This is a genomic window from Lysobacter alkalisoli (genome assembly GCF_006547045.1).
Classification (GTDB): Bacteria; Pseudomonadota; Gammaproteobacteria; order Xanthomonadales; family Xanthomonadaceae; genus Marilutibacter; species Marilutibacter alkalisoli.
Genome location: NZ_CP041242.1, coordinates 205308 through 225000 on the forward strand (window position 1 = coordinate 205308; position 19693 = coordinate 225000).

Consider the following 19693-nt stretch of genomic DNA (forward strand, 5'->3'; position numbering starts at 1 on the left):
ACGGCATGACCGCGCGACGATGGCGTGGCCACCTTGGACACGCGCCGTCACCCCTGCGGGGGTAGAATGCGCGTCCCCCGAACCCCGGTGTCCCCCAGATGCCCCCGTCGCCGTCTCCATGGTCCATCGACCAGGCCCGTCAGACCTACTCGATTCCCTACTGGGCCGAGGGGTATTTCGACGTCGATGACGCCGGCTGCGTAACGGTCAGCCCGCGCCGCGGCGACGGCCCGGCGGTCGCGCTGGCGCAACTGGTCGACGAGGCCCGCGCCAACGGCGCCAAGCTGCCGCTGCTGCTGCGTTTCCCGGACATCCTCGGCGATCGCCTCGGCCGCCTGCAGGCGGCGTTCGCGCAGGCGATGGCAGACTGGAACTACGCTGGCGGCTACACCGCGGTCTATCCGATCAAGGTCAACCAGCACCATGGCGTGGCCGGCACCCTGGCCTCCCATCATGGCGACGGCTTCGGCCTGGAGGCCGGCAGCAAGCCCGAGCTGATGGCGGTGATGGCGCTGAGCCGGCCGGGCGGGCTGATCGTCTGCAACGGTTACAAGGACCGCGAGTACATCCGCCTGGCCCTGATCGGCCGCAAGCTCGGCCTGAACACCTGGATCGTGATCGAGAAGCCGTCCGAGCTGCCGCTTGTGATGGCCGAGGCGGAAGCGCTGGGCGTGCAGCCGGGCCTCGGCGTGCGCATGCGCCTGGCCAGCCTCGGCGCCGGCAAGTGGCAGAACAGCGGCGGCGACAAGGCCAAGTTCGGCCTCTCGCCGCGACAGGTGCTGGATCTGTGGAAGTCGCTGCGCGATTCGGGCATGACCGATTGCCTCGGCCTGCTGCACTTCCACATGGGTTCGCAGATCTCCAACGTGCGCGACATCGCCAGCGGCATGCGCGAGGCGGTGCGCTACTTCGTCGAGCTGTCCGTGCTCGGCGCCAATGTGCGCTACATGGACGTCGGCGGTGGCCTCGGCATCGATTACGAGGGCACCCGTTCGCGCAGCTACTGTTCGATCAACTACGGTGCCAGCCAGTATGCCGGCACCATCGTGCAACCGCTGGCCGAGGCCTGCGAGGAATACGGGCTGGCCGCGCCGCGCATCATCACCGAATGCGGCCGTGCGATGACCGCCCATCATGCGGTGCTGGTGGCCAACGTGACCGAGGTCGAGACCGCGCCGGAAGGCCGCATCCCCGACGCCCACGACGACGAGCCGGCCGTGGTTCGCCACCTGCGCGAGATCCACGCCGAGCTAGGTCAGCGGCCCGCGGTCGAGCTGTTCCATGAGGCCCAGCACCACCATAGCGAAGGGCTGTCGCTCTATGCGCTGGGCCAGATCGACCTGATCCACCGCGCGCGTATCGACGACCTGTTCTACGCCATCGCCAGTGCGGTGCGTGCGCAGCTCGACCCGGTGCGCAAGAGCCACCAGCCGATCCTCGACGAGCTCGACCAGCGCCTGGTCGACAAGTACTTCGTCAATTTCAGCGTGTTCGAATCGATGCCGGACATCTGGGCGATCGATCAGGTGTTCCCGATCGTGCCGATCGAGCGTCTCGACGAGGCGCCGGACCGGCGCGGGGTGATCGCCGACCTGACCTGCGACTCGGACGGCCGCATCGACACCTACGTCGAGAACGAGACCCTCAGCACCTCGCTGCCGTTGCATGCGCTGCGCTCCGGCGAGAGCTACCGGCTCGGTTTTTTCCTGGTCGGCGCCTACCAGGAGATTCTCGGCGACATCCACAACCTGTTCGGCGACACCGACGCGGTCGAGGTGCGGGTCGATACCGGTGACCCGCGCGGCTACCGGATCAGCCAGCAACGCCGCGGCGACACCACCGACGTGATGCTCGACTACGTCGGTTACCGGCTCGACGACCTGCGTGCGGCCTATCGCACCCGCGTCGCCGACGCGCATCTGCCGGCCGACGAGTCCGCACGGCTGCTCGCCTCGCTCGAGGCCGGCCTGACCGGCTATACCTACCTCGATGACGATGGCGCCGCGGTCGGTCGCGCGGTCTGAGACGGACATGGGCAAAAGTTTCCTGGTGCTTGCGATCCGCGAGCCGCATTTCGATCCCGTGGTGATCCAGCCGCACCTCGACTATCTGGCCGATTTGCGCCGGCAGGGCCGTGTGCAGATGGCAGGGGGCTTTTCGGACAAAAGCGGTGGCGCCTACGTGCTGCTGGCCGCGAACCTGAACGAGGCGCAGGCCCTGGCTGATGCCGATCCGCTGCACCGCAGCGGCGCCTCGCGCCTGACGGTTTTTGAGTGGAATGTTTGAATGATGACGAAAGAAACTGCTCCACCTGCATTGAAGACCGGCTTCATCGGCCTCGGCGCGATGGGCGCGCCGATGGCGCGCTACCTGCACAACGCCGGCCTGCTGACCGTGGTCGGCAACCGCACCCAGGCCAAGGCCGACGCACTGGCCGCCGAACTGGGCGTGCGCGCCGCGCGCTCGGCCGACAACTTCGCCGACTGCGACGTGGTCGCGATGTGCGTGTCGCTGGACGCCGATGTGATCGAAAATGCGGCCGCGCTGGCCAAGGTGCTCAAGGCCGGCGCAGTGGTCGTCGACCACTCGACGGTGTCGGTGCAGACCGCGCGCAAGGTCGCCGCGCTGCTGGCGGCCGAGGGCATCGGTTTCATCGATGCGCCGGTGTCGGGCGGCGTCGAGGGTGCGCGCAACGGCAAGCTGTCGGTGATGGCCGGCGGCGAGGCCGAAGTGCTGGAGAAGGCACGCCCGGTGATCGCGGCCTACGCCGCGCGGATCGGCCTGATGGGCGGCACCGGTGCCGGCCAGGCCACCAAGGCGGTCAACCAGGTGCTGGTGGCCGGCATCAACGAGGCGGTCTGCGAGGGCCTGGCGCTGGGCGAAAAGCTCGGCCTCGATCCGGACACCCTGCTGCCGACGCTGATGGCCGGTGCGGCCAACAGCTGGTTCCTCGAAAAACGCGGCGCGACCATGCTGCGCGACGCGTTTGCGCCGGGCTTCAAGTCGGCGCACATGCTCAAGGACCTGCGTATCGTCCAGGGCATTGCCCAGGACGCCGGCATCCGCACCGCCACCATCGATCAGGCGCTGGCCGACTACGCCGAACTGGTCGAGCGCGGCCACGGCGAGTCCGACACCTCCGCGCTGATCGTACTCAAGCGCAAGCCGACGTAGCAGAGTCGTCGAATCTGCAGGAGCGCGCCTTCGATTGAAGTCCGCGAACGGCCAGTCGGGCCCCTAGTCGAGCCCAAGGCGCTCTAGTGGTGTTCCTGCTACGTCGCGGTTGAGGGAGAGGCTTCACGCCGGGCGATGCGCTCGCCCAGCGCGGCGCCGCTCCACGCGGCAACCAGACTCAACACCATCGCCAGCGCACTGTGGCGCAGGATGTCGGTCAGACCGATCAGCGACTCGCGGCTCGACAGCGCCCCCAGCTCGACCACGGTCACCACGCACAGCCAGACCAGCGCCGCCAGCAGCAGGGCGACGATGCGGAAGCCGCGGCGTGCGACCCAGCCGCCGGCCGCCATCGCCAAAGCGGTGACGAGCAGGCCGATTACCGGCACCGTGCCCCAGCCGGTCCGCACCGGCAGATCCAGCGCGCGGCCGCTGAGCAGGGTCGCCAGGTCGAAGCCGAGCATCACCGCAAGCGCGGCCAGGCAGGCCAGCAACAATCGTTTGTCCATGTCCCGGAATTCCCCTTGGTGTCGGCTGGGAGTCTAGGCAGAGGTGCGTGCGTGTGCACGGTATCCGGGCACGCTTCCGGACGGCCGGGGCGTTGCGGGGGCTGTTCGGCAACAATCCGCGACGCGTACTCGGGCAAGCGGAGCGCACCCGGGATCCTGGCAGGAAGGGATATCTGTCCGGGTGCGGTCTTCGGCCTGTCCCGGGCTATACGAAATCCGCTTACCGGGCCCGGATCGCCAACGCCTGCAGCCCACCGCTCTCGAGCTTGCGCTTGGCGTCGGCGAGGTCGCTGGCGGTGCCGTACGGGCCCATGCGGACGCGGTAGACGGTGGTGCCATCGATCTGTGCCGGTTCAACCCGCGCGCCGAGTCCGAGCAGGGCGATGCGTGCCTTCAGTTCCTCGGCCTGGCCGGAGGCGCGGAAGGCGCCGGCCTGCAGGATGTAGCGGCTGCCGTCGCCAACTCCCGCAGCGGTATTCGCGTTGCCGACCGGCGCCACGGCTGCGGCCGGCTGCGTCGTGGGGGCCTGGGCGGGGACGGGTGTGTCGGGGGCGGTCCGTGCCGGGGTGGCGGCATCGGGGGTGACCGGTTCCGGCAAGGCCGGTTCGGCGGCCGCCACCTGCGCGTCGGCCTGGCCATTGAGTGCACGCAGGGCCCGCTGGCGCTCCAGTTCGGCCTGGCGCTGGCTTTCCGCGCGCTGGGTTGCGGCCAGCTCGGCGTCGGTCATCGGCACTTCCTTGCCGGTAAGCAGGTCGTAGAAGGCGAAGTCCTCGCTGCGCTCCTTGCCATCGTCACCGGCATCGCGGCGACCGGATGGTGCCGGCAACTCGTCGTCGGCGGTCGAAACAGGCAGCGGGCGGGCGTCGGGGTTGGCCTGCGGACGGAAGAAGTCGTCGCCATCGGACTTCAGCCAGGACGACGCGACCAGCACCACGATCAGGGTCAGCAGGATGCCAAGCACCAGCCATGCCCAGCCGGGCAGGCCGTTGCTCTGGGTGCGCCGGGCCTGGGATTTGTTGCGTCGTGCTGCCACTGCGTCGTCTTCCTCGCTGCATCCCCGGCCGGCATGGTGGGCATGGCGGCCGGAATGTGATGTGAATCGCAAAAATTGGTAGTGGCCAGTGTATGCGAATCACTGGCCGGCGTTACATCACTTCGGGCGCACTCACGCCGAGCAGTTCGAGGCCGTTGGCCAGCACCTGCTTCGTCGCCAGCGCCAGCACCAGCCGCGCATTGCGGGTATCGGCGTCGTCGACCAGGAATTGATGGTCGTTGTAATAACTCTGGAAGTCCTGCGCCAGCTCCAGCAGATAGGCGGCGATCTGGTGCGGTTCGAGGTCGCGACCGGCGCTTTCCACCACGTCCGGGTAGCGGTCGATCGCGGCGACCAGCTCGTGGGTGGCGGCATCGTCCAGCGGCAGTGCTTGTGCCAGGCCCTGCTCGCGGTCGAAGGTCAGGCCGCGCTCGGCCAGCTGGCGCAGCAGCCCGCACATGCGCGCATGGCTGACCTGCACGTAGTAGACCGGGTTGTCGAGCGACTGGCTGCGGGCCAGGTCGATGTCGAAGGTCAACTGCGAGTCGGGCTTGCGCGCGATCAGGAACCAGCGGGTGGCGTCGCGGCCGGCCTCGTCGACCAGGTCGCGCAAGGTCAGGTAGCTGCCGGCGCGCTTGGACAGTTTCACTTCCTCGCCGCCGCGCATCACCGTCACCATCTGGTGCAGCACGTATTCCGGCCAGCCCTGCGGGATGCCCTTGTCGAGCGCCTGCAGGCCCGCCTTCACCCGGGCCAGGCTGCCGTGGTGGTCGGCGCCGAGCTCGGTGATCGCGCGCTCGTAGCCGCGCTGCCACTTCGACAGGTGGTAGGCGACGTCCGGCACGAAGTAGGTGTAGCTGCCGTCGGACTTGCGCATCACCCGGTCCTTGTCGTCGCCGAAGTCGGTGCTGCGCAGCCACAGTGCGCCGCCGTCCTCGTAGGTGTGGCCATGGGCGACCAGCTCGCGCACCGTTTCCTCGACCTTGCCGTCGGTGTACAGGCTGCTTTCGAGGAAGTAGACGTCGAAGCCGACGCCGTAGGCCTCCAGGTCGAGGTTCTGCTCGCGGCGCAGGTAGGCGACGGAGAACTGGCGGATTGCGTCGAGATCGTCCGCATCCTTCGCACCAGTGACGGTGTGTCCCTCGACTTCGACACTGGCGCCATCGAGATAGGCCTGCGCGACATCCTTGATGTAGTCGCCGCGGTAGCCGTCTTCCGGCCAGCCTTCATCGTCCGGGCCACGGCCCTGCGCGCGCGCCTGCACCGAGATCGCGAGGTTGTCGATCTGCGCGCCGGCGTCGTTGTAGTAGTACTCGCGCTGCACGTCCCAGCCGTTGGCGGCCAGCACGCGGGCGATGCAGTCGCCGATCACCGCCGCGCGGCCGTGGCCGACGTGCAGCGGGCCGGTCGGGTTGGCCGAGACGTACTCCACACCTGCGGTATGGCCGCGCCCCGAGTCGTTGCGGCCGAACGCATCGCCGCGGGCGAACACTTCGTCCAGCACGCCACGCCAGGCGGCCTCGGCGATGCGGAAGTTGATGAAGCCCGGGCCGGCGATCTCGACGTCGGCGATGGTGTCGCTGGCCGGCAGCGCGTCGACCAGCGCCTGCGCGACCGCGCGCGGGTTCGACTTGGCCGGCTTTGCGAGCAGCATCGCCACGTTGGTCGAGAAATCGCCCTGGGCGCGGTTCTTCGGCCGCTCGATCACGAAGTCGGGCGTGGCGAGATCGGCTGGCAGGGTGCCGGCGGCGCGCAGGGCGTCGAGGGCCTGCAAGACCAGGGCGCGGAGGGCGGTTTTCACGGGCGGATCCGGGAGCGTTGCGGAACCGCGCATTGTACGTCAGGCAGGCGGGGTGGGAGTCGCGGCTCCGCTGGTTGGTCGTGCGGGCGGGTCGAGGCCACCAACCCCGCACAACCATGTGCTCGCCAGGAGGTTCCGGCTTCACCCGTCACGGGTTCCGCGTCTGCCGCCGCGTGACCAGCCCCGCGGGCGGTCGCAAACGCGACGTCAGACCCAGCCACGCGCCGCCAGCGACACCGGCGGCCCGTCGGCGATCACGAAATGGTCGAGCAGGCGCAGGTCGACCAGTGCCAGCGCCTGCTTGAGCCGGGCAGTGACCGCGCGATCGGCTGCGGACGGCTCGCGGTTGCCGCTGGGGTGGTTGTGGCCGACGATCACCGCCGCGGCATTGTGGGCCAGTGCGCGTCGCACCACCTCGCGCGGATGCACCTCGGCGCCGTCGAGGGTGCCGTGGAACAGCTCCTCGAAGGCGAGGGCACGGTGGCGGGTGTCGAGGAACAGCGCCGCGAACACCTCGTGCGGGCGTCCGCGCAGGCGCTGGGCGAAATAGCGGCCGGCGGCGTGGGGATCGCTCATCGCCTCGCCGCGCTCGAGTTCGGCCGACAGGTGGCGATGGCCCAGTTCCAGCGCGGCAACCAGCTTGCAGGCACGCGCCGGCCCGAGGCCGGGCAGTTTCGCCAACTCGGAAGCGCTGCGTTCGAGCAGGGTGCGCAGCGGGCCGTGGCCACTGAGCAGGCCGCGCGCGGTGCCGACGGCGTCCTGCCCGCGCAGGCCGGAGCCGAGGAAGATCGCCAGCAGTTCGGCATCCGACAGTGCGCCGGGGCCGCGCGCAAGCAGTTTCTCGCGAGGTCGTTCGGCGGCCGGCCAGTCGCGGATGTGCGGGGAAGGAATCGGTATCGACATGCAAGCGCCCATCCTTGGGCCCGTCCTTGGGCAGATTGTCCGTGATCCGGGTGTGGCGGATGGCCGCAAGGGCTGTTCCGAAGTCCGGCGCGGTGGGGAAGTCCGCGGACGTGTCCGGTCGGTCCGGCCACCCGCCACAAGGCCATTTGACGCTTCGCGGCTGGCCCCGACAGCCGGGATTGCTCTCGCCATCGGGTAAGCTAAACGCCCGTTTGCGTGTAGGAATTTTCCGACCCCATGGCCGCCGCCCCGTCTGCCGTGAATGCCGACCTCGCCGGAAAGCGCGTGCTGCTCTGCGTCTGTGGCGGCATTGCCGCCTACAAGGCGGCCGAACTGGTGCGGCGCCTGCGCGATGCCGGGGCCGAAGTGCAGGTGGCGATGACCGCCGATGCCGGCCACTTCGTCGGCGAGGCGACCTTCCAGGCCCTGTCGGGTCGGCCGGTACGCAGTTCGCTGTGGGATCCGGCCGCCGAGGCGGCGATGGGACATATCGAACTCGCGCGCTGGGCCGAACGCATCGTGGTCGCGCCGGCCACCGCCAACACCCTGGCCAAGCTGACCCACGGCATGGCCGACGACCTGGTCACCACCCTGTGCCTGGCCACGACTGCGCCGCTCACGGTGGCGCCGGCGATGAACCACTGCATGTGGCTGCACCCGGCGACCCAGGCCAACATCCAGACCCTGCGTTCGCGCGGCGTGCAGGTGGTCGGCCCGAACGACGGCCCGCTGGCCGAGGGCGAGTCCGGCCCGGGGCGGATGAGCGAGCCGCACGAGATCGTCGCCGCACTGGCGGGCGGGGCCTGAGCCGATGGCGAGCACGCCTGTCCCGAACGCAGCTGCCGACATGGCCGGGCTGCGGCTGCTGATCAGCGCCGGCCCGACCTACGAGGACATCGACCCGGTCCGCTTCATCGGCAACCGCAGCAGCGGCAAGATGGGTTTCGCGATCGCCGCCGCCGCCGCCCATCGCGGTGCCGACACCGTGCTGGTGGCCGGGCCGGTGTCGCTGCCGACGCCTGAGGGCGTGACCCGGCATGACGTGCGCTCGGCCGCCGACATGCACGCGGCAGTGATGTCCGCGTTGCCGGCCGACATCTACATCGGTGCCGCCGCGGTCGCCGACTTCACCCCGCGCGAGGCGTCCGCCAGCAAGATCAAGAAGCGTCCTGGCAGCGATACCCTGACCCTGGAGCTGGTGCGCACGCCGGACATCCTGGCCGAAGTCGCGCAGCACCCGCAGCGGCCGCGGCTGGTGGTCGGCTTCGCCGCCGAGACCGACAACGTCGAGGGTTACGCGCGCGGCAAACTGGTCAACAAGAAACTCGACATGATCGCGGCCAATCGCGTCGGCGTCGCGGGCAGTGGCTTCGAATGCGATGACAACGCGCTGTCGGTGTTCTGGAGCGACGGCGATGTGCCCGGCAACCGCGCGCTGGGGCCGGCGGCCAAGACCGAGCTGGCCGACCGGCTGCTCGATCTGGTGCTGGAACGGCTTGCCCTGCAGCGATTGCCGGCGCCGTAGGCACGAATATTGCGTTCGCTTGATTCCGGTGGCCGCAGCGGCCATCGCCACCCGACATGGAAGGACCGATGCACCACACCCTGGAACTGAAAGTGCTGGACTCGCGATTCGGCGACGAGTGGCCGCTGCCGGCCTATGCCACCGCGGCCAGCGCCGGTCTGGATCTGCGCGCCGCGGTTGAAGGCCCGCTGACACTGGCGCCCGGCGATGCCGCGCTGGTGCCATCCGGGCTCGCGGTCCACATCGGCGACCCGACCCTGTGCGCGGTGATCCTGCCGCGCTCCGGGCTCGGCCACAAACACGGTATCGTGCTCGGCAACGGCACCGGCCTGATCGACGCCGATTACCAGGGGCCGCTGATGATCAGCGTATGGAATCGCGGCCGCGAGGCTTTTACGATCGAGCCTGGCGACCGTATCGCCCAGCTGGTCGTGCTGCCGATCGTGCGCGCGACGCTGCAGGTGGTGGACGAATTCGAAACCAGCGCCAGGGGCACCGGCGGCTTCGGCCATACCGGTGTGCGCTGACAGGGGACGCAGACATATGGTGGGTCAGAAGTTCGAGCGGCCGCAGCTGTCGGCCGAACAGGGGCGATTGTTGCGAAGGGTGCTGGCCGTGGCCTGCATTCTGCTGGCTGGATGGTTTGCCTGGAGCGGCTGGCAACAGCAGCAGGACAGCAGCCGGCGCAGCAGCGTGCAGCAGGCCCGCGATGGCGCGGTGAAGTCGGTCCAGGGTGTGCTCGATGCCGAGTACAAGCGCATGGCCGCGCAACTGGCCAGGACCGACGTGCAGACGGCGGTGGCGGCTGGCGACCATGCCAACGCCGGCGTGCACCTGGCCGACGGCTGGCCGGGTGTGGAGGCGGCCAGCGTGTTCGCCCCCAGCCTGCAGAGTGCCTACGCGGCGCTCACCGCCGAGGGCGCCCGTGTCGGCGGTTATGGCCGCCTGGCCACGCTCGAGGCCGCAATCGCTCAGAACAGGCCGGTGGCCTGGATCGTCGGCGACGGTGCGACACGAAAGCTGGAACTGGCCGCGCCGGTGCACCAGGACGGGCGCCTGGTGGCGGTGGCCTCGGTGCAACTGCCGTTCGATCCGATCCGCAACGCGGTCGAACAGGCCCGGATCGGCGACGGCACTTACCTGGCCCTGCGCCAGGGTTCGGTGAGCCTGGTCGAACGCGGCGACACCGGCCTCAATGGCGGCGCCGAAGCGCTGGCCGCACGTATCCCGGACAGCGAGTGGCGTGTCGCCGCAGCGGTGCCGGACGTGGCCGGCGGTCCGCTTGGCCTCGACGGTCCGGGTTGCTTCATGCTCGCCGGGGTACTGTTGTTGCTGGCGCTGCTGGCCAATTACGCCGACCGCTTCGCGCGCAGGCGCAAGGGCGAGGATGGCGAGGATGCCGAGGCCGGCTCCGACCAGACCCTCGCCGAATCCGTGGCCCGGTCGCCCGAACCCCCCGTTGAAGCAACCTCGAAGGTACCCGTCATCGATAGTTCCGCTGCACCCTCTACCGCCCCGGTCGCCATCGACGGCGGCATCTTCCGCGCCTACGACATTCGCGGCATCGTCGGCCAGACCCTTGACGCCGGCGTCGCCGAGCTGATCGGTCATGCGATCGGCTCGCTGATGCACGAGCAGGGCCTTGAGGACATCGTGGTCGGCCGCGATGGCCGCCTGTCCGGCCCCGAGTTGGCCGGAGGCCTGATCAAAGGCCTGCGCAAGGCCGGCCGCAACGTCATCGACATCGGCCTGGCGCCGACCCCGCTGACCTACTTCGGCGCCTACCACCTGCGCGCCGGTTCCTGCGTGTCGGTCACCGGCAGCCACAACCCGCCCGACTACAACGGCTTCAAGATCGTGGTCGGCGGTGAGACCTTGTCAGGCGACACGATCACCGACCTGTACGCGCGTATCGCCGAGGACCGCCTGCACACCGCGCCATCGCCGGGCCGGCTGGAGCAGCGCGACATCAACGACGACTACGTCGAACGCGTCGCCTCCGACGTGCAGATCGAACGCCCGCTCAAGGTCGTGGTCGATGCCGGCAACGGCGTCGCCGGCGAACTCGGCCCGCGTGTGCTGGAAGCGATCGGCGCCGAGGTCACCCCGCTGTACTGCGAGATCGACGGCACCTTCCCCAATCATCATCCGGACCCGAGCGAGCCGCACAACCTCGCCGACCTGATCCGCATGGTCGACCGCCTCGACGCCGACCTCGGCATCGCCTTCGACGGCGACGGCGACCGCCTCGGCGTGGTCACCCGCGATGGCCAGAACATCTTCCCCGACCGCCTGCTGATGCTGTTCGCCGCCGACGTGCTGGAACGCAACCCGGGCGCGGTGATCATCTTCGACGTCAAGTGCACCGGCCACCTGCCCGGCTACATCCTCCGCCACGGCGGCAGCCCGCTGATGTGGAAGACCGGCCACTCGCTGATCAAGGCCAAGATGCGCGAGACCGACGCCGAGCTGGCCGGCGAGATGAGCGGCCACTTCTTCTTCAAGGAGCGTTGGTACGGCTTCGACGACGGCATTTACGCTGCCGCGCGGCTGCTGGAAATCCTGGCCATGCATCCGGACGGACCCGGGCAGGTGCTGGCCGGACTGCCTGACGGCGTGTCCACGCCGGAGATCAAGCTCGAGGCCCCGGATGGCAATCCGCACGCCTTCGTCGATGCGTTCCGCGCGCAGGCCACGTTCGAGGGCGCGCGGCTGTCGACCATCGACGGCCTGCGCGTGGACTGGCCCGACGGTTGGGGCCTGGTGCGCGCCTCCAACACCACCCCGGTGCTGGTGCTGCGATTCGATGCCGACAACAAGGCCGCGCTCGATCGCATCCAGGCTGCATTCCGTGAGCAGCTGCTGGCGGTCAAGGCGGACCTGAAGCTGACGTTCTGAGCACTTGAGCGCCTTCGGGCGCAATTCGCGACGGGCCGTCCGGCCCGGAATGCAGGAAGCCCGCCCTGGCCGGCGGGCTTCTGCGTTCTCGTCCTTTGGGCGTCGTGGGCGCCTTCAGCCGTTCCGCGGTGCTTTCAGCTCACGATAGCGCTCCAGCGCCGCCGCGAGCTCATCCTCGACATCCAGCCGTTCCTGCTGCTGCTGGGTCAGCATCGCCTGCTGGCGCAGCAGTTGCAGGTGCTGGCCGCGGATGTTGCCGGCCAACGCGGTGCCGACCGGCTTGCCGGCCAGTTCGGTCTCGCCGGCCCGGCGCAGCAGTACCAGAAGGCTCTGGCGCAGGCCGGCGATGCCGAGCTCGGAAGCCTTGACCGATTCGTCGAGCAATACGATGCGGTTCTGGTAGGCGCGGCGCAGGTCGGTTTCGGTGGCGTAGGATTCGGCCATGGCGCGCTCGCGGCGAAGCCTGGCGGCTTCCCGGGCCGTGGTCACGGCGTTCGCGCGCTCCGCTTCCTCGGCCGCGATACGTTCTTCCGCTGTCAGTGCGCGGCCGACGACGGCGGTGGTCATCCCGCTTCTGGCATTGATCTCGGTGCGCGCGCTGTCCACCGCCTCCGCGGGCAGGGCATCGCCGCAGACCCTGCGACCGTTGTCATCCCAGCAGTAAAGCTTCTTGGCCGCGCCGTCAGTGCCGCGCTTCTGGGCCAGCGCCGCGGGGGTGCTGGCCAGCAACAGGGCGCCGGCGGTGATTGCCAGCGCCCAGGCCTTCGACTCACGATGCGGATTCATGGCGGGTCCCTGTTCGTCCATGGTCATTAACAACACTGCATTACGCAAGAGTCGGGCCAAGGCCGGTGCGGGATCACGGTGAGTGGAGCACCCGGTGGGTCAGCCCCGCGTGCGGCTGCCGTAGGTGTCGCGATAGGCGAGCAGTCGGGACTGCTGGTCGGCCAGGGTGCCGTCGGCGCTGGTGAAGGCCAGCAGGTCGGCCAGCGATGCCACACTGACCACCGGGATGCCCTGCTCATCCGCGACAGTTTCTGCCGCGGAGCGTCGCGACACGGTCGGGTCGACCGCTTCCTGCCGATCCAGGGCGATGACGATGCCGGCCGGAGTGCCCCCCGCACCGCGGATGATGCTGAGCGCTTCGCGGATCGCGGTGCCGGCGGTGATCACGTCGTCGACGACCAGCACGCGGCGGCCGCCCAGCGGCGCGCCGATCAGGCTGCCGCCCTCGCCATGGGCCTTGGCTTCCTTGCGATTGAACGCCACCGGCAGGTCACGTCCGCGGCGGGCGTACTCGCAGGCCAGCGCGGTCGCCAGCGGGATGCCCTTGTAGGCCGGCCCGAACAGCAGATCGAAGTCCTTGATCGAGCCGGCAAGCCCCTCCGCATCGATCGCATCCGCGTAGCAGGTCGCCAGCCCGGCCAGCGCCGTGCCGGTGTTGAACAGGCCGGCATTGAAGAAATACGGGCTCAGCCGGCCGGATTTGAGGGTGAACTCGCCGAAGCGCAACGCCCGGGCGTCGAGCGCGAGCTGGAGGAAGCGGGATTTGTAGGACACGGGACAGGGCTTGGGGGCTGGGGTTGACGGAAAAGCATAACCCGCGGCCTCGCCGGGAACGGCCCGGAAGCGGATCGGCTACGCTTTGCCCAGTCCCCGATCCCAGACACCAACCCCCACCTCGTGAAAATCATCAGCTTCAACGCCAATGGCATCCGCTCCGCGGCCAACAAAGGGTTCTTCGACTGGTTCCACGCCCAGGATGCCGACGTGCTTTGCGTGCAGGAGACCAAGGCCCAGGAATCGCAGTTGGTCGATGCGTGCTTCCGCCCGGACGGCCACCACTGCTTCTACCGCGACGCGATCACCAAGAAGGGCTACAGCGGGGTGGCGATCCATTCCCGGCGCGAGCCGGACGAGGTCCGCACCGCGCTGGGCTGGGCCCCGTTCGACGACGAAGGGCGCTACATCGAGGCGCGCTACGGCAACCTCAGCGTGGTCTCGTTCTACATCCCGTCCGGATCCTCGGGCGAGCTGCGGCAGGGCTTCAAGTTCGAGGTCATGGACTGGTTGAAACCCATCCTCGACGAGTGGCTGGCCAGCGGCCGCGACTACGTGCTGTGCGGCGACTGGAACATCGTCCGCAGCGCGCTCGACATCCGGAACTGGAAGTCGAACCAGAAGAACTCCGGCTGCCTGCCGCCCGAGCGCGAGTGGCTGAACGCGCAGATCGGCGACGACAGTGGCAGCGATGGCACTCCTTCGCGTGAGGGCGGCTGGGTCGACGCCTACCGAGCGCTGCATCCCCAGGGCCAGGACTACACCTGGTGGAGCAACCGTGGCGCCGCCCGCGCCAACAACGTCGGCTGGCGGATCGACTACCAGCTGGTCACCCCGGCGCTAGCGAAGCGACTGAAGGCCTGCTCGATCGCGCGCGAGCCGCGCTTCTCCGACCATGCGCCGTTCACCGTCGAGTTCGACGGGGGCCTGGCCCGATGAGCGACTTGCCCGGCAGCCCGCCGAGCGATACGCCCGCGGTACCGCCTGCCAAGGCCGATCCGGTGAAGCCCGCGCGCCCGGGCTGGCGCGACGTGCTCGCGCGTCTGAGCGAGCCGAAAGTGCTGGTGATGTTGCTGCTGGGCTTTTCGTCCGGCATCCCGTTGTACCTGGTAGGCAACACCCTGGGCTTCTGGATGCGCGAGAACGCGATCGAGCTGTCGACGATCGGGTTCCTGTCCTGGGTCGGCATCGCCTATTCGCTGAAGTTCCTGTGGGCGCCGCTGATCGACAAGCTCGACGCGCCGCTGTTCGGGCGCTGGCTCGGTCGCCGCCGGGGCTGGATGCTGCTCTCGCAGATCGTGGTTGCGGTGGCGCTGATCGGAATGGCGCTGGTACAGCCGCGCGAGGGTGAGCTGGTGCTGGCCGGCATCGCCCTCGACCAGCTGCTGGTGTTCGGCGCGCTGGCACTGGTGGTCGCGTTCGCCTCGGCCACCCAGGACATCGTCATCGACGCCTGGCGCATCGAGAGCGCCGACAGCAACGAGCAGCAGGGCTTGCTGACCTCCAGTGCGACCCTCGGCTACCGCGGCGCGCTGCTGGTCACCGATGCGCTGATCCTGATCATGGCCGCGCACATCGGCTGGGTGGTGTCGTACCAGCTGATGGCAGTGCTGATGGCGGTCGGCGTGTTCGCCACCCTGATGGCCCGCGAGCCGCCCGCCAGCGTGCAGGCAACCCTGCAGTCGCATCCGGCGCTGTTCACCCCGCAGGGCCTGTTCGACGCCCTGGTCGGCCCGTTCGTGGCGTTCTTCCGCCAGCACGGCAGCTGGGCGCTGCTGATGCTGCTGGTGATCAGCCTGTACCGACTGCCGGACTTCCTGATGGGACCGATGGCCAACCCGTTCTATGCCGATCTGGGCATGGACAAGGAAGCCGTTGGCAGCGTGCGTGGCACGATCGGCCTGGTCGCCACCATCGTCGGCATCGCAGCCGCCGGCCTGAGTGCGGTGCGTTTCGGCTTCATGCCGACCCTGATCGCCGGCGCGGTGCTTGGCCCCGGCTCGAACCTGGCCTTTTCCTGGCTGGCCATGCAGGGGCCGAGTGTCAGTGCGTTCACCATCGCCATGGTCATCGACAACTTCTGCAGCGGCTATGCCGGCGTGGCCCTGATCGGCTACATGTCCAGCCTGACCAACATCGGCTACACCGCGACGCAGTACGCCTTGCTGAGTTCGTTCTATGCGCTGCTCGGCAAGGTGCTCAAGGGCTTTTCCGGGGTCGCGGTCGAGCAGCTCGAGGTCGGCCGCAGCCTGATGGAAGCCTATTCGCTATTCTTTGCCGGTACCGCACTGGTCGGCGTGCCCGGCGTGTTGTTGTGCATACTGTTGGCCATGCGCAGGCCGCGTGCCGCCGGGGGGGGCGGGGCAGCGGCATGAAGCGCGCAAGGAGAAGCGTTCTTGGGCATTTCGCAGGATCCCCCCGATCAATCCGTCATCGACATGAGCGACATCATCCTTCGACAGATCGACTCCGTTCTGATGGAACGCATCCAGCGCGTCGCCCAGGCCCACGGCTGGGACCTGCAGACCGCGTTGATGCGGCTGCTGGAGCAGGGCCTGTACGTCTGCGAAGGCGAGCTGGCGCGCTCGCTCAATGACGCCGACGCCAAGGCCCTGCAGGACGCGATCGCGGCGCTGGAGTCGGTGCCCAGTGATCCGGGCTTCGCCCAGATCGGCCGGGTCGGTGAGTCCGAAGAGGCAGCAGCGCCGTCGTCAGGCCTGTTGTCCAGCGAGGGTGCGGCGGACAACGGCCGCTGAGGCCCGTGGCGTCAGCCCGGTCTGGCGGACGCCGGATGCACCACCCCGAGCACGCGCGGGCCGCATGCACCGCTGACGCTGGGCAGGTTGCCCGGCAAGCCGGCCAGGGTCTGCCGTGCCAGCCAGGCGAAGCCCATCGCCTCCATCCGGTCCGGGTCAATGCCATGCGCCGCAGTCGATTCGACCTGCACGCCCGGCAGGCGGGCGCCGATGCGTTCGAGCAGGCGTGGATTGTGCACGCCGCCGCCGCAGGCCAGTACCCGCTGTGTCGTCGGCTGGGATGCAAGCAATGCATCGGCGATGGTGCACGCACTGAGTTCGAGCAGGGTCGCCTGCACGTCCGCGACGCGCTCGTCGCCACCGAGCCGGGGCTGGACCCAGTCGAGGTGAAACTGTTCGCGCCCCGTGCTTTTCGGCGCTGGCGCGTCGAACCATGGCTCGTCGAGCAGGCGCGCGAGCAGGGTTTCGTCGATTTGGCCGCTTGCGGCGAACACACCGCCGGCATCGAACGCGCGCCCGGTGTGGCGCAGGCACCAGGCATCGAGCAGGCAGTTGGCCGGACCGGTGTCGAAGCCGCGCACGTCGCCGTCGCTGGCGGCCGGCAGCAGGGTCAGGTTGGCGATGCCGCCGAGGTTGAGCACCGCACGGTCCTCGTCCGGCGAACGCAGCAGGGCGTTGTGCAGCGCCGGCAGCAGCGGCGCCCCGTGGCCGCCGGCGGCCACGTCGCGGCGGCGAAAATCGCTGACCGTGGCGATACCGGTGCGCTCGGCGATCACGTGGCCGTCGCCGATCTGCCAGGTAAACGGATGCTGGCCATCGTAGGCTGCGCCAGCGGGGCGGTGACGCACGGTCTGGCCATGCGAGCCGATCGCGGTGATATCGCCAGCGGCTACGCCGGCCTCGGCAAGCAGCCGCAGCGCGGCCCCGGCAAACGCTTCGCCGACCTGCACGTCGAGAGTGGCGATCTCGTCCAGCGAATCGACCTTCGCCCCCTGGCCGATCTCGACCAGACGGGCGCGCAGCGCATCCGGCCAGGCATGGGTGGAGCCGGCGAGCAGTTCGCAGCGGGCATCGGGCCCGAAACGCACCAGGGCGGCGTCGATGCCGTCGGCGCTGGTGCCGGAAATCAGGCCGATGAACAGGCCGGGAGGAAGGTCGGGCATCTGGATGAAGATGGCTGGCGGGCCTGAAGGTTACGTCCAGCGCCCGCCGCGGCGTAACTCAGCCCTTCTTGCCGTCGCCTGCCGGCTTGGCCGCGGCGACGTTGCCGGCGTCGGTGTCGCCGCCGGCGTCGGCGTAGACCAGCCGCTCGACCTGCTGGATCCGTGCCAGCGCCGGCGCGGTCTGGGCGCGGAATGCGGCCAGCGCCTGGCCGCGCAGCGGCTCCGGCGGCGGCATCGTCACCGACAGCGGATTGCGGTGCACGCCGTTGACGCGGAATTCGTAATGCAGGTGTGGCCCGGTGGACAGTCCGGAAGTGCCGACATAGCCGATCACCGAGCCCTGCGGCACGCGCTGGCCGACCTTGTAGTTGCCGAAGCGCGACATGTGCGCGTACAGGGTGGTGTAGCCGCGACCGTGGTCGAGCACTACGGTGCGGCCATAGCCGCCCTGCCAGCCGACGAACTGCACGCGAGCATCGCCGGCGGCCATGATCGGGGTGCCGGTCTTGGCGGCGTAGTCCACGCCCTTGTGCTGGCGGACCTTGCCCAGCACCGGGTGGCGGCGGGCGCCGAAGCCCGAGGTCAACCGTGCATACGGGATCGGCATGCGGATGAAGCTCTTCTTCAGCGGCCGGCCGTCAGCGGTGTAGTACTCGGCCTTGCCCTCGCGTTCGAAGCGGAAGCCGGAATGGGTCTTGTTGCCAGTGGTGAAGGTGGCGGCGAGGATCTGACCGCGGCCGATACGCTCACCCTCGCGCCAGTTTTCCTCCATCACCACGCTGAAGCGGTCGCCGCGTTTGATGTCGGTGTTGAAGTCGATGTCGTACTGGAAGATCTGGTCGGTCATCACCGCGATCGCCGCCGGCGACAGCCCGGCCTTGCGCGCGGCGGCATACAGCGAACTGCTGATCTCGCCGGTGGCGACCACGGTACGGGTCTCGACCGGACGTTCGATCACGTTCTCGACGATCGCATCGCCGTTGATCGCCAGCTCGATGCGGGCGGTGTCGTCGCGGTCGAAACGGAAGGTGCGCAGGCCATTGCCATCGACCGGCAGGTCGAAAGCCAGCTCGGTGCCCGGGCGCAGCCGGCCGAGGGCCTGTTTGGCGCTGGGCTGTTCCAGGATGCGTTGCAGCAGCGAGGCGGGAACACCCTGCTCTTCGAACAGTTGGCCCAGGGTCTGGCCCGGCTGCACGGTCACCACATGCCAGCTGTCGCCGCGTGCTTCCTCTTCGCTCCTGACCGGCAGCGGCGGCAACGCCAACGCCATCGACTGGCGCGGCACGTGAGTGGGTGCGGTGACGTCGGTGTCGAAACCGGGGACGATCGCGGCGACCAGCAGGCCCATTGACGCGAACAGGCTGGCGGTCACCCACTGGCGGCGCGACCAGCGGCCATTGAAGCCATCGGAGAGGTGGCGGGCCAGCACCGGGCGGTGCAGGGCGGCTTCGCGCAGGGCCTTCAGGCGCTCGCGCCGGCCTTGGCCGGAACCCGGTACAGTCATGTTGGATCGCCCCCCGTAGGCAATGTGAAGTTACTGTGTCGGAGGTACCATAGTCACGTGAGCAACCCGCGTCAAACCATTGAGCCACGTGGTTTTTTCGTTTCTGCCGACGCTTTACCATCTGTTAACACCAATATGTGGCCGCTGTCGCATTCAGTCTGGCGCGCCACCCTGTCCGAGTCCCTGCCTTGTCCATCCAAGAAGCCCTTGAACTGATCGGCCGCGGCGCCGACGAAATCCTCAAGCAAGAAGAGCTCGAAGCCCGTCTCGGCGCGTCGATGAAAGCGGGCGGCCGGCCGCTGCGGATCAAGGCCGGTTTCGACCCGACCGCACCCGACCTGCACATCGGCCACACCGTGCTGCTCAACAAGATGCGGCAGTTCCAGGACCTCGGTCATACGGTGATCTTCCTGATCGGCGACTTCACCGGAATGATCGGCGATCCGACCGGCAAGAACGTCACCCGCAAGCCGCTGACCCGCGAGGACGTGCTGGCCAACGCCAGGACCTATGCCGACCAGGTGTTCAAGGTGCTCGATCGCGAGAAGACCGAGGTGCGCTTCAATTCCGAGTGGTTCGGCGAGATGGGCGCCGCCGACATGATCCGGCTCGCCGCGCAGCACACCGTGGCCCGCATGCTCGAGCGCGACGATTTCGCCAAGCGCTACGCCGCGCAGCAGCCGATCGCGATCCACGAATTCCTGTATCCGCTGGTGCAGGGCTACGACTCGGTCGCGCTCAAGGCCGATGTCGAGCTCGGCGGCACCGACCAGAAGTTCAATCTGCTGATGGGTCGGGGTCTGCAGGAAGCGCACGGCCAGCCGCCACAGATCGTGCTGACCATGCCGCTGCTCGAAGGCCTCGACG

At 68.9% G+C, this 19693-nt stretch carries 17 protein-coding genes and 1 pseudogene (1 of these 18 running past the window's edge); 10 read left to right on the forward strand and 8 right to left on the reverse strand.

Features of this window, described 5'->3' with window-relative positions:
• Positions 1-98 precede the first annotated feature (98 nt).
• The 3 genes from speA to FKV23_RS00935 are packed head-to-tail and all read left to right on the forward strand — an operon-like array spanning position 99 to position 3174.
• Entirely contained in the window at positions 99-2024 is a 1926-nt protein-coding gene (speA, locus tag FKV23_RS00925; RefSeq protein WP_141622175.1) for an arginine decarboxylase, read from the forward strand.
• A gap of 7 nt (positions 2025-2031) precedes the next feature.
• Positions 2032-2286 carry a YciI family protein gene (locus FKV23_RS00930; protein ID WP_141622176.1) on the forward strand — a complete coding sequence of 85 codons (255 nt, stop codon included), beginning with the start codon at positions 2032-2034 and terminating at the stop codon, positions 2284-2286.
• Positions 2287-3174, forward strand: coding sequence for an NAD(P)-dependent oxidoreductase (locus FKV23_RS00935; protein WP_244244055.1), 888 nt, complete (start codon positions 2287-2289; stop codon positions 3172-3174).
• 98 nt (positions 3175-3272) lie between these two features.
• Here FKV23_RS00935 and FKV23_RS00940 read toward each other — a convergent pair whose 3' ends face one another.
• The 4 genes from FKV23_RS00940 to radC form a co-directional block, all read right to left on the reverse strand.
• Entirely contained in the window at positions 3273-3683 is a 411-nt protein-coding gene (locus FKV23_RS00940) for a hypothetical protein (RefSeq protein WP_141622177.1), read from the reverse strand.
• A 220-nt stretch (positions 3684-3903) separates the two neighbouring features.
• Positions 3904-4716, reverse strand: coding sequence for an SPOR domain-containing protein (locus FKV23_RS00945; protein ID WP_141622178.1), 813 nt, complete (start codon positions 4714-4716; stop codon positions 3904-3906).
• A gap of 112 nt (positions 4717-4828) precedes the next feature.
• Positions 4829-6517, reverse strand: coding sequence for an arginine--tRNA ligase (gene argS / locus FKV23_RS00950; protein WP_141622179.1), 1689 nt, complete (start codon positions 6515-6517; stop codon positions 4829-4831).
• A 207-nt stretch (positions 6518-6724) separates the two neighbouring features.
• Complete coding sequence (gene radC, locus FKV23_RS00955) at positions 6725-7420, reverse strand: RadC family protein (RefSeq protein WP_141622180.1); 696 nt, start codon at positions 7418-7420, stop codon at positions 6725-6727.
• Positions 7421-7657: 237 nt separating this feature from the next.
• On the opposite strand from radC, the pseudogene coaBC reads away from it, so the two are divergent.
• The 3 genes and pseudogenes from coaBC (at position 7658) to FKV23_RS00970 (ending at position 11843) form a co-directional block, all read left to right on the forward strand.
• Positions 7658-8945: pseudogene (gene coaBC, locus FKV23_RS00960) on the forward strand (bifunctional phosphopantothenoylcysteine decarboxylase/phosphopantothenate--cysteine ligase CoaBC).
• A gap of 68 nt (positions 8946-9013) precedes the next feature.
• Positions 9014-9472 (forward strand): dUTP diphosphatase, encoded by a 459-nt coding sequence (gene dut / locus FKV23_RS00965; protein ID WP_141622181.1) that lies wholly within the window; start codon positions 9014-9016, stop codon positions 9470-9472.
• A gap of 16 nt (positions 9473-9488) precedes the next feature.
• Positions 9489-11843, forward strand: a complete 2355-nt coding sequence (locus FKV23_RS00970) for a phosphomannomutase/phosphoglucomutase (protein WP_141622182.1) — start codon at positions 9489-9491, stop codon at positions 11841-11843.
• A gap of 114 nt (positions 11844-11957) precedes the next feature.
• Here the strand turns inward: FKV23_RS00970 and FKV23_RS00975 are convergent, their stop codons facing one another.
• Together FKV23_RS00975 and pyrE are read right to left on the reverse strand one after the other, a co-directional pair.
• Positions 11958-12689, reverse strand: coding sequence for a hypothetical protein (locus FKV23_RS00975; protein ID WP_141622183.1), 732 nt, complete (start codon positions 12687-12689; stop codon positions 11958-11960).
• 39 nt (positions 12690-12728) lie between these two features.
• Positions 12729-13403: an orotate phosphoribosyltransferase gene (gene pyrE, locus FKV23_RS00980; RefSeq protein WP_141622184.1), complete on the reverse strand. Its 675-nt coding sequence runs from the start codon at positions 13401-13403 to the stop codon at positions 12729-12731.
• A gap of 123 nt (positions 13404-13526) precedes the next feature.
• Between pyrE and FKV23_RS00985 the strand changes: the two genes are divergently transcribed.
• The 3 genes from FKV23_RS00985 to FKV23_RS00995 all read left to right on the forward strand — a co-directional run bounded on the left by FKV23_RS00985 (position 13527) and on the right by FKV23_RS00995 (position 16159).
• Complete coding sequence (locus FKV23_RS00985) at positions 13527-14342, forward strand: exodeoxyribonuclease III (RefSeq protein WP_141622185.1); 816 nt, start codon at positions 13527-13529, stop codon at positions 14340-14342.
• Positions 14339-15778 carry an AmpG family muropeptide MFS transporter gene (locus FKV23_RS00990; RefSeq protein WP_141622186.1) on the forward strand — a complete coding sequence of 480 codons (1440 nt, stop codon included), beginning with the start codon at positions 14339-14341 and terminating at the stop codon, positions 15776-15778. Before FKV23_RS00985 ends, FKV23_RS00990 begins: the two co-directional genes overlap by 4 nt.
• Positions 15779-15841: 63 nt before the next feature.
• Positions 15842-16159 (forward strand): hypothetical protein, encoded by a 318-nt coding sequence (locus tag FKV23_RS00995; RefSeq protein WP_208543212.1) that lies wholly within the window; start codon positions 15842-15844, stop codon positions 16157-16159.
• Positions 16160-16170: 11 nt separating this feature from the next.
• Here FKV23_RS00995 and FKV23_RS01000 read toward each other — a convergent pair whose 3' ends face one another.
• Together FKV23_RS01000 and FKV23_RS01005 are read right to left on the reverse strand one after the other, a co-directional pair.
• On the reverse strand, positions 16171-17322 hold the full coding sequence (locus FKV23_RS01000) for an anhydro-N-acetylmuramic acid kinase (RefSeq protein ID WP_141622187.1): 1152 nt from the start codon (positions 17320-17322) through the stop codon (positions 16171-16173).
• Positions 17323-17380: 58 nt separating this feature from the next.
• Complete coding sequence (locus tag FKV23_RS01005) at positions 17381-18826, reverse strand: M23 family metallopeptidase (RefSeq protein WP_141622188.1); 1446 nt, start codon at positions 18824-18826, stop codon at positions 17381-17383.
• Between the two features lie 188 nt (positions 18827-19014).
• Between FKV23_RS01005 and tyrS the strand changes: the two genes are divergently transcribed.
• Positions 19015-19693, forward strand: partial view of a tyrosine--tRNA ligase gene (gene tyrS / locus FKV23_RS01010; protein WP_141622189.1) — the 5' portion only. The gene runs 545 nt beyond the window's last position; only the first 679 of its 1224 coding nucleotides appear in the window; the start codon lies at positions 19015-19017; its stop codon lies beyond the right edge, outside the window.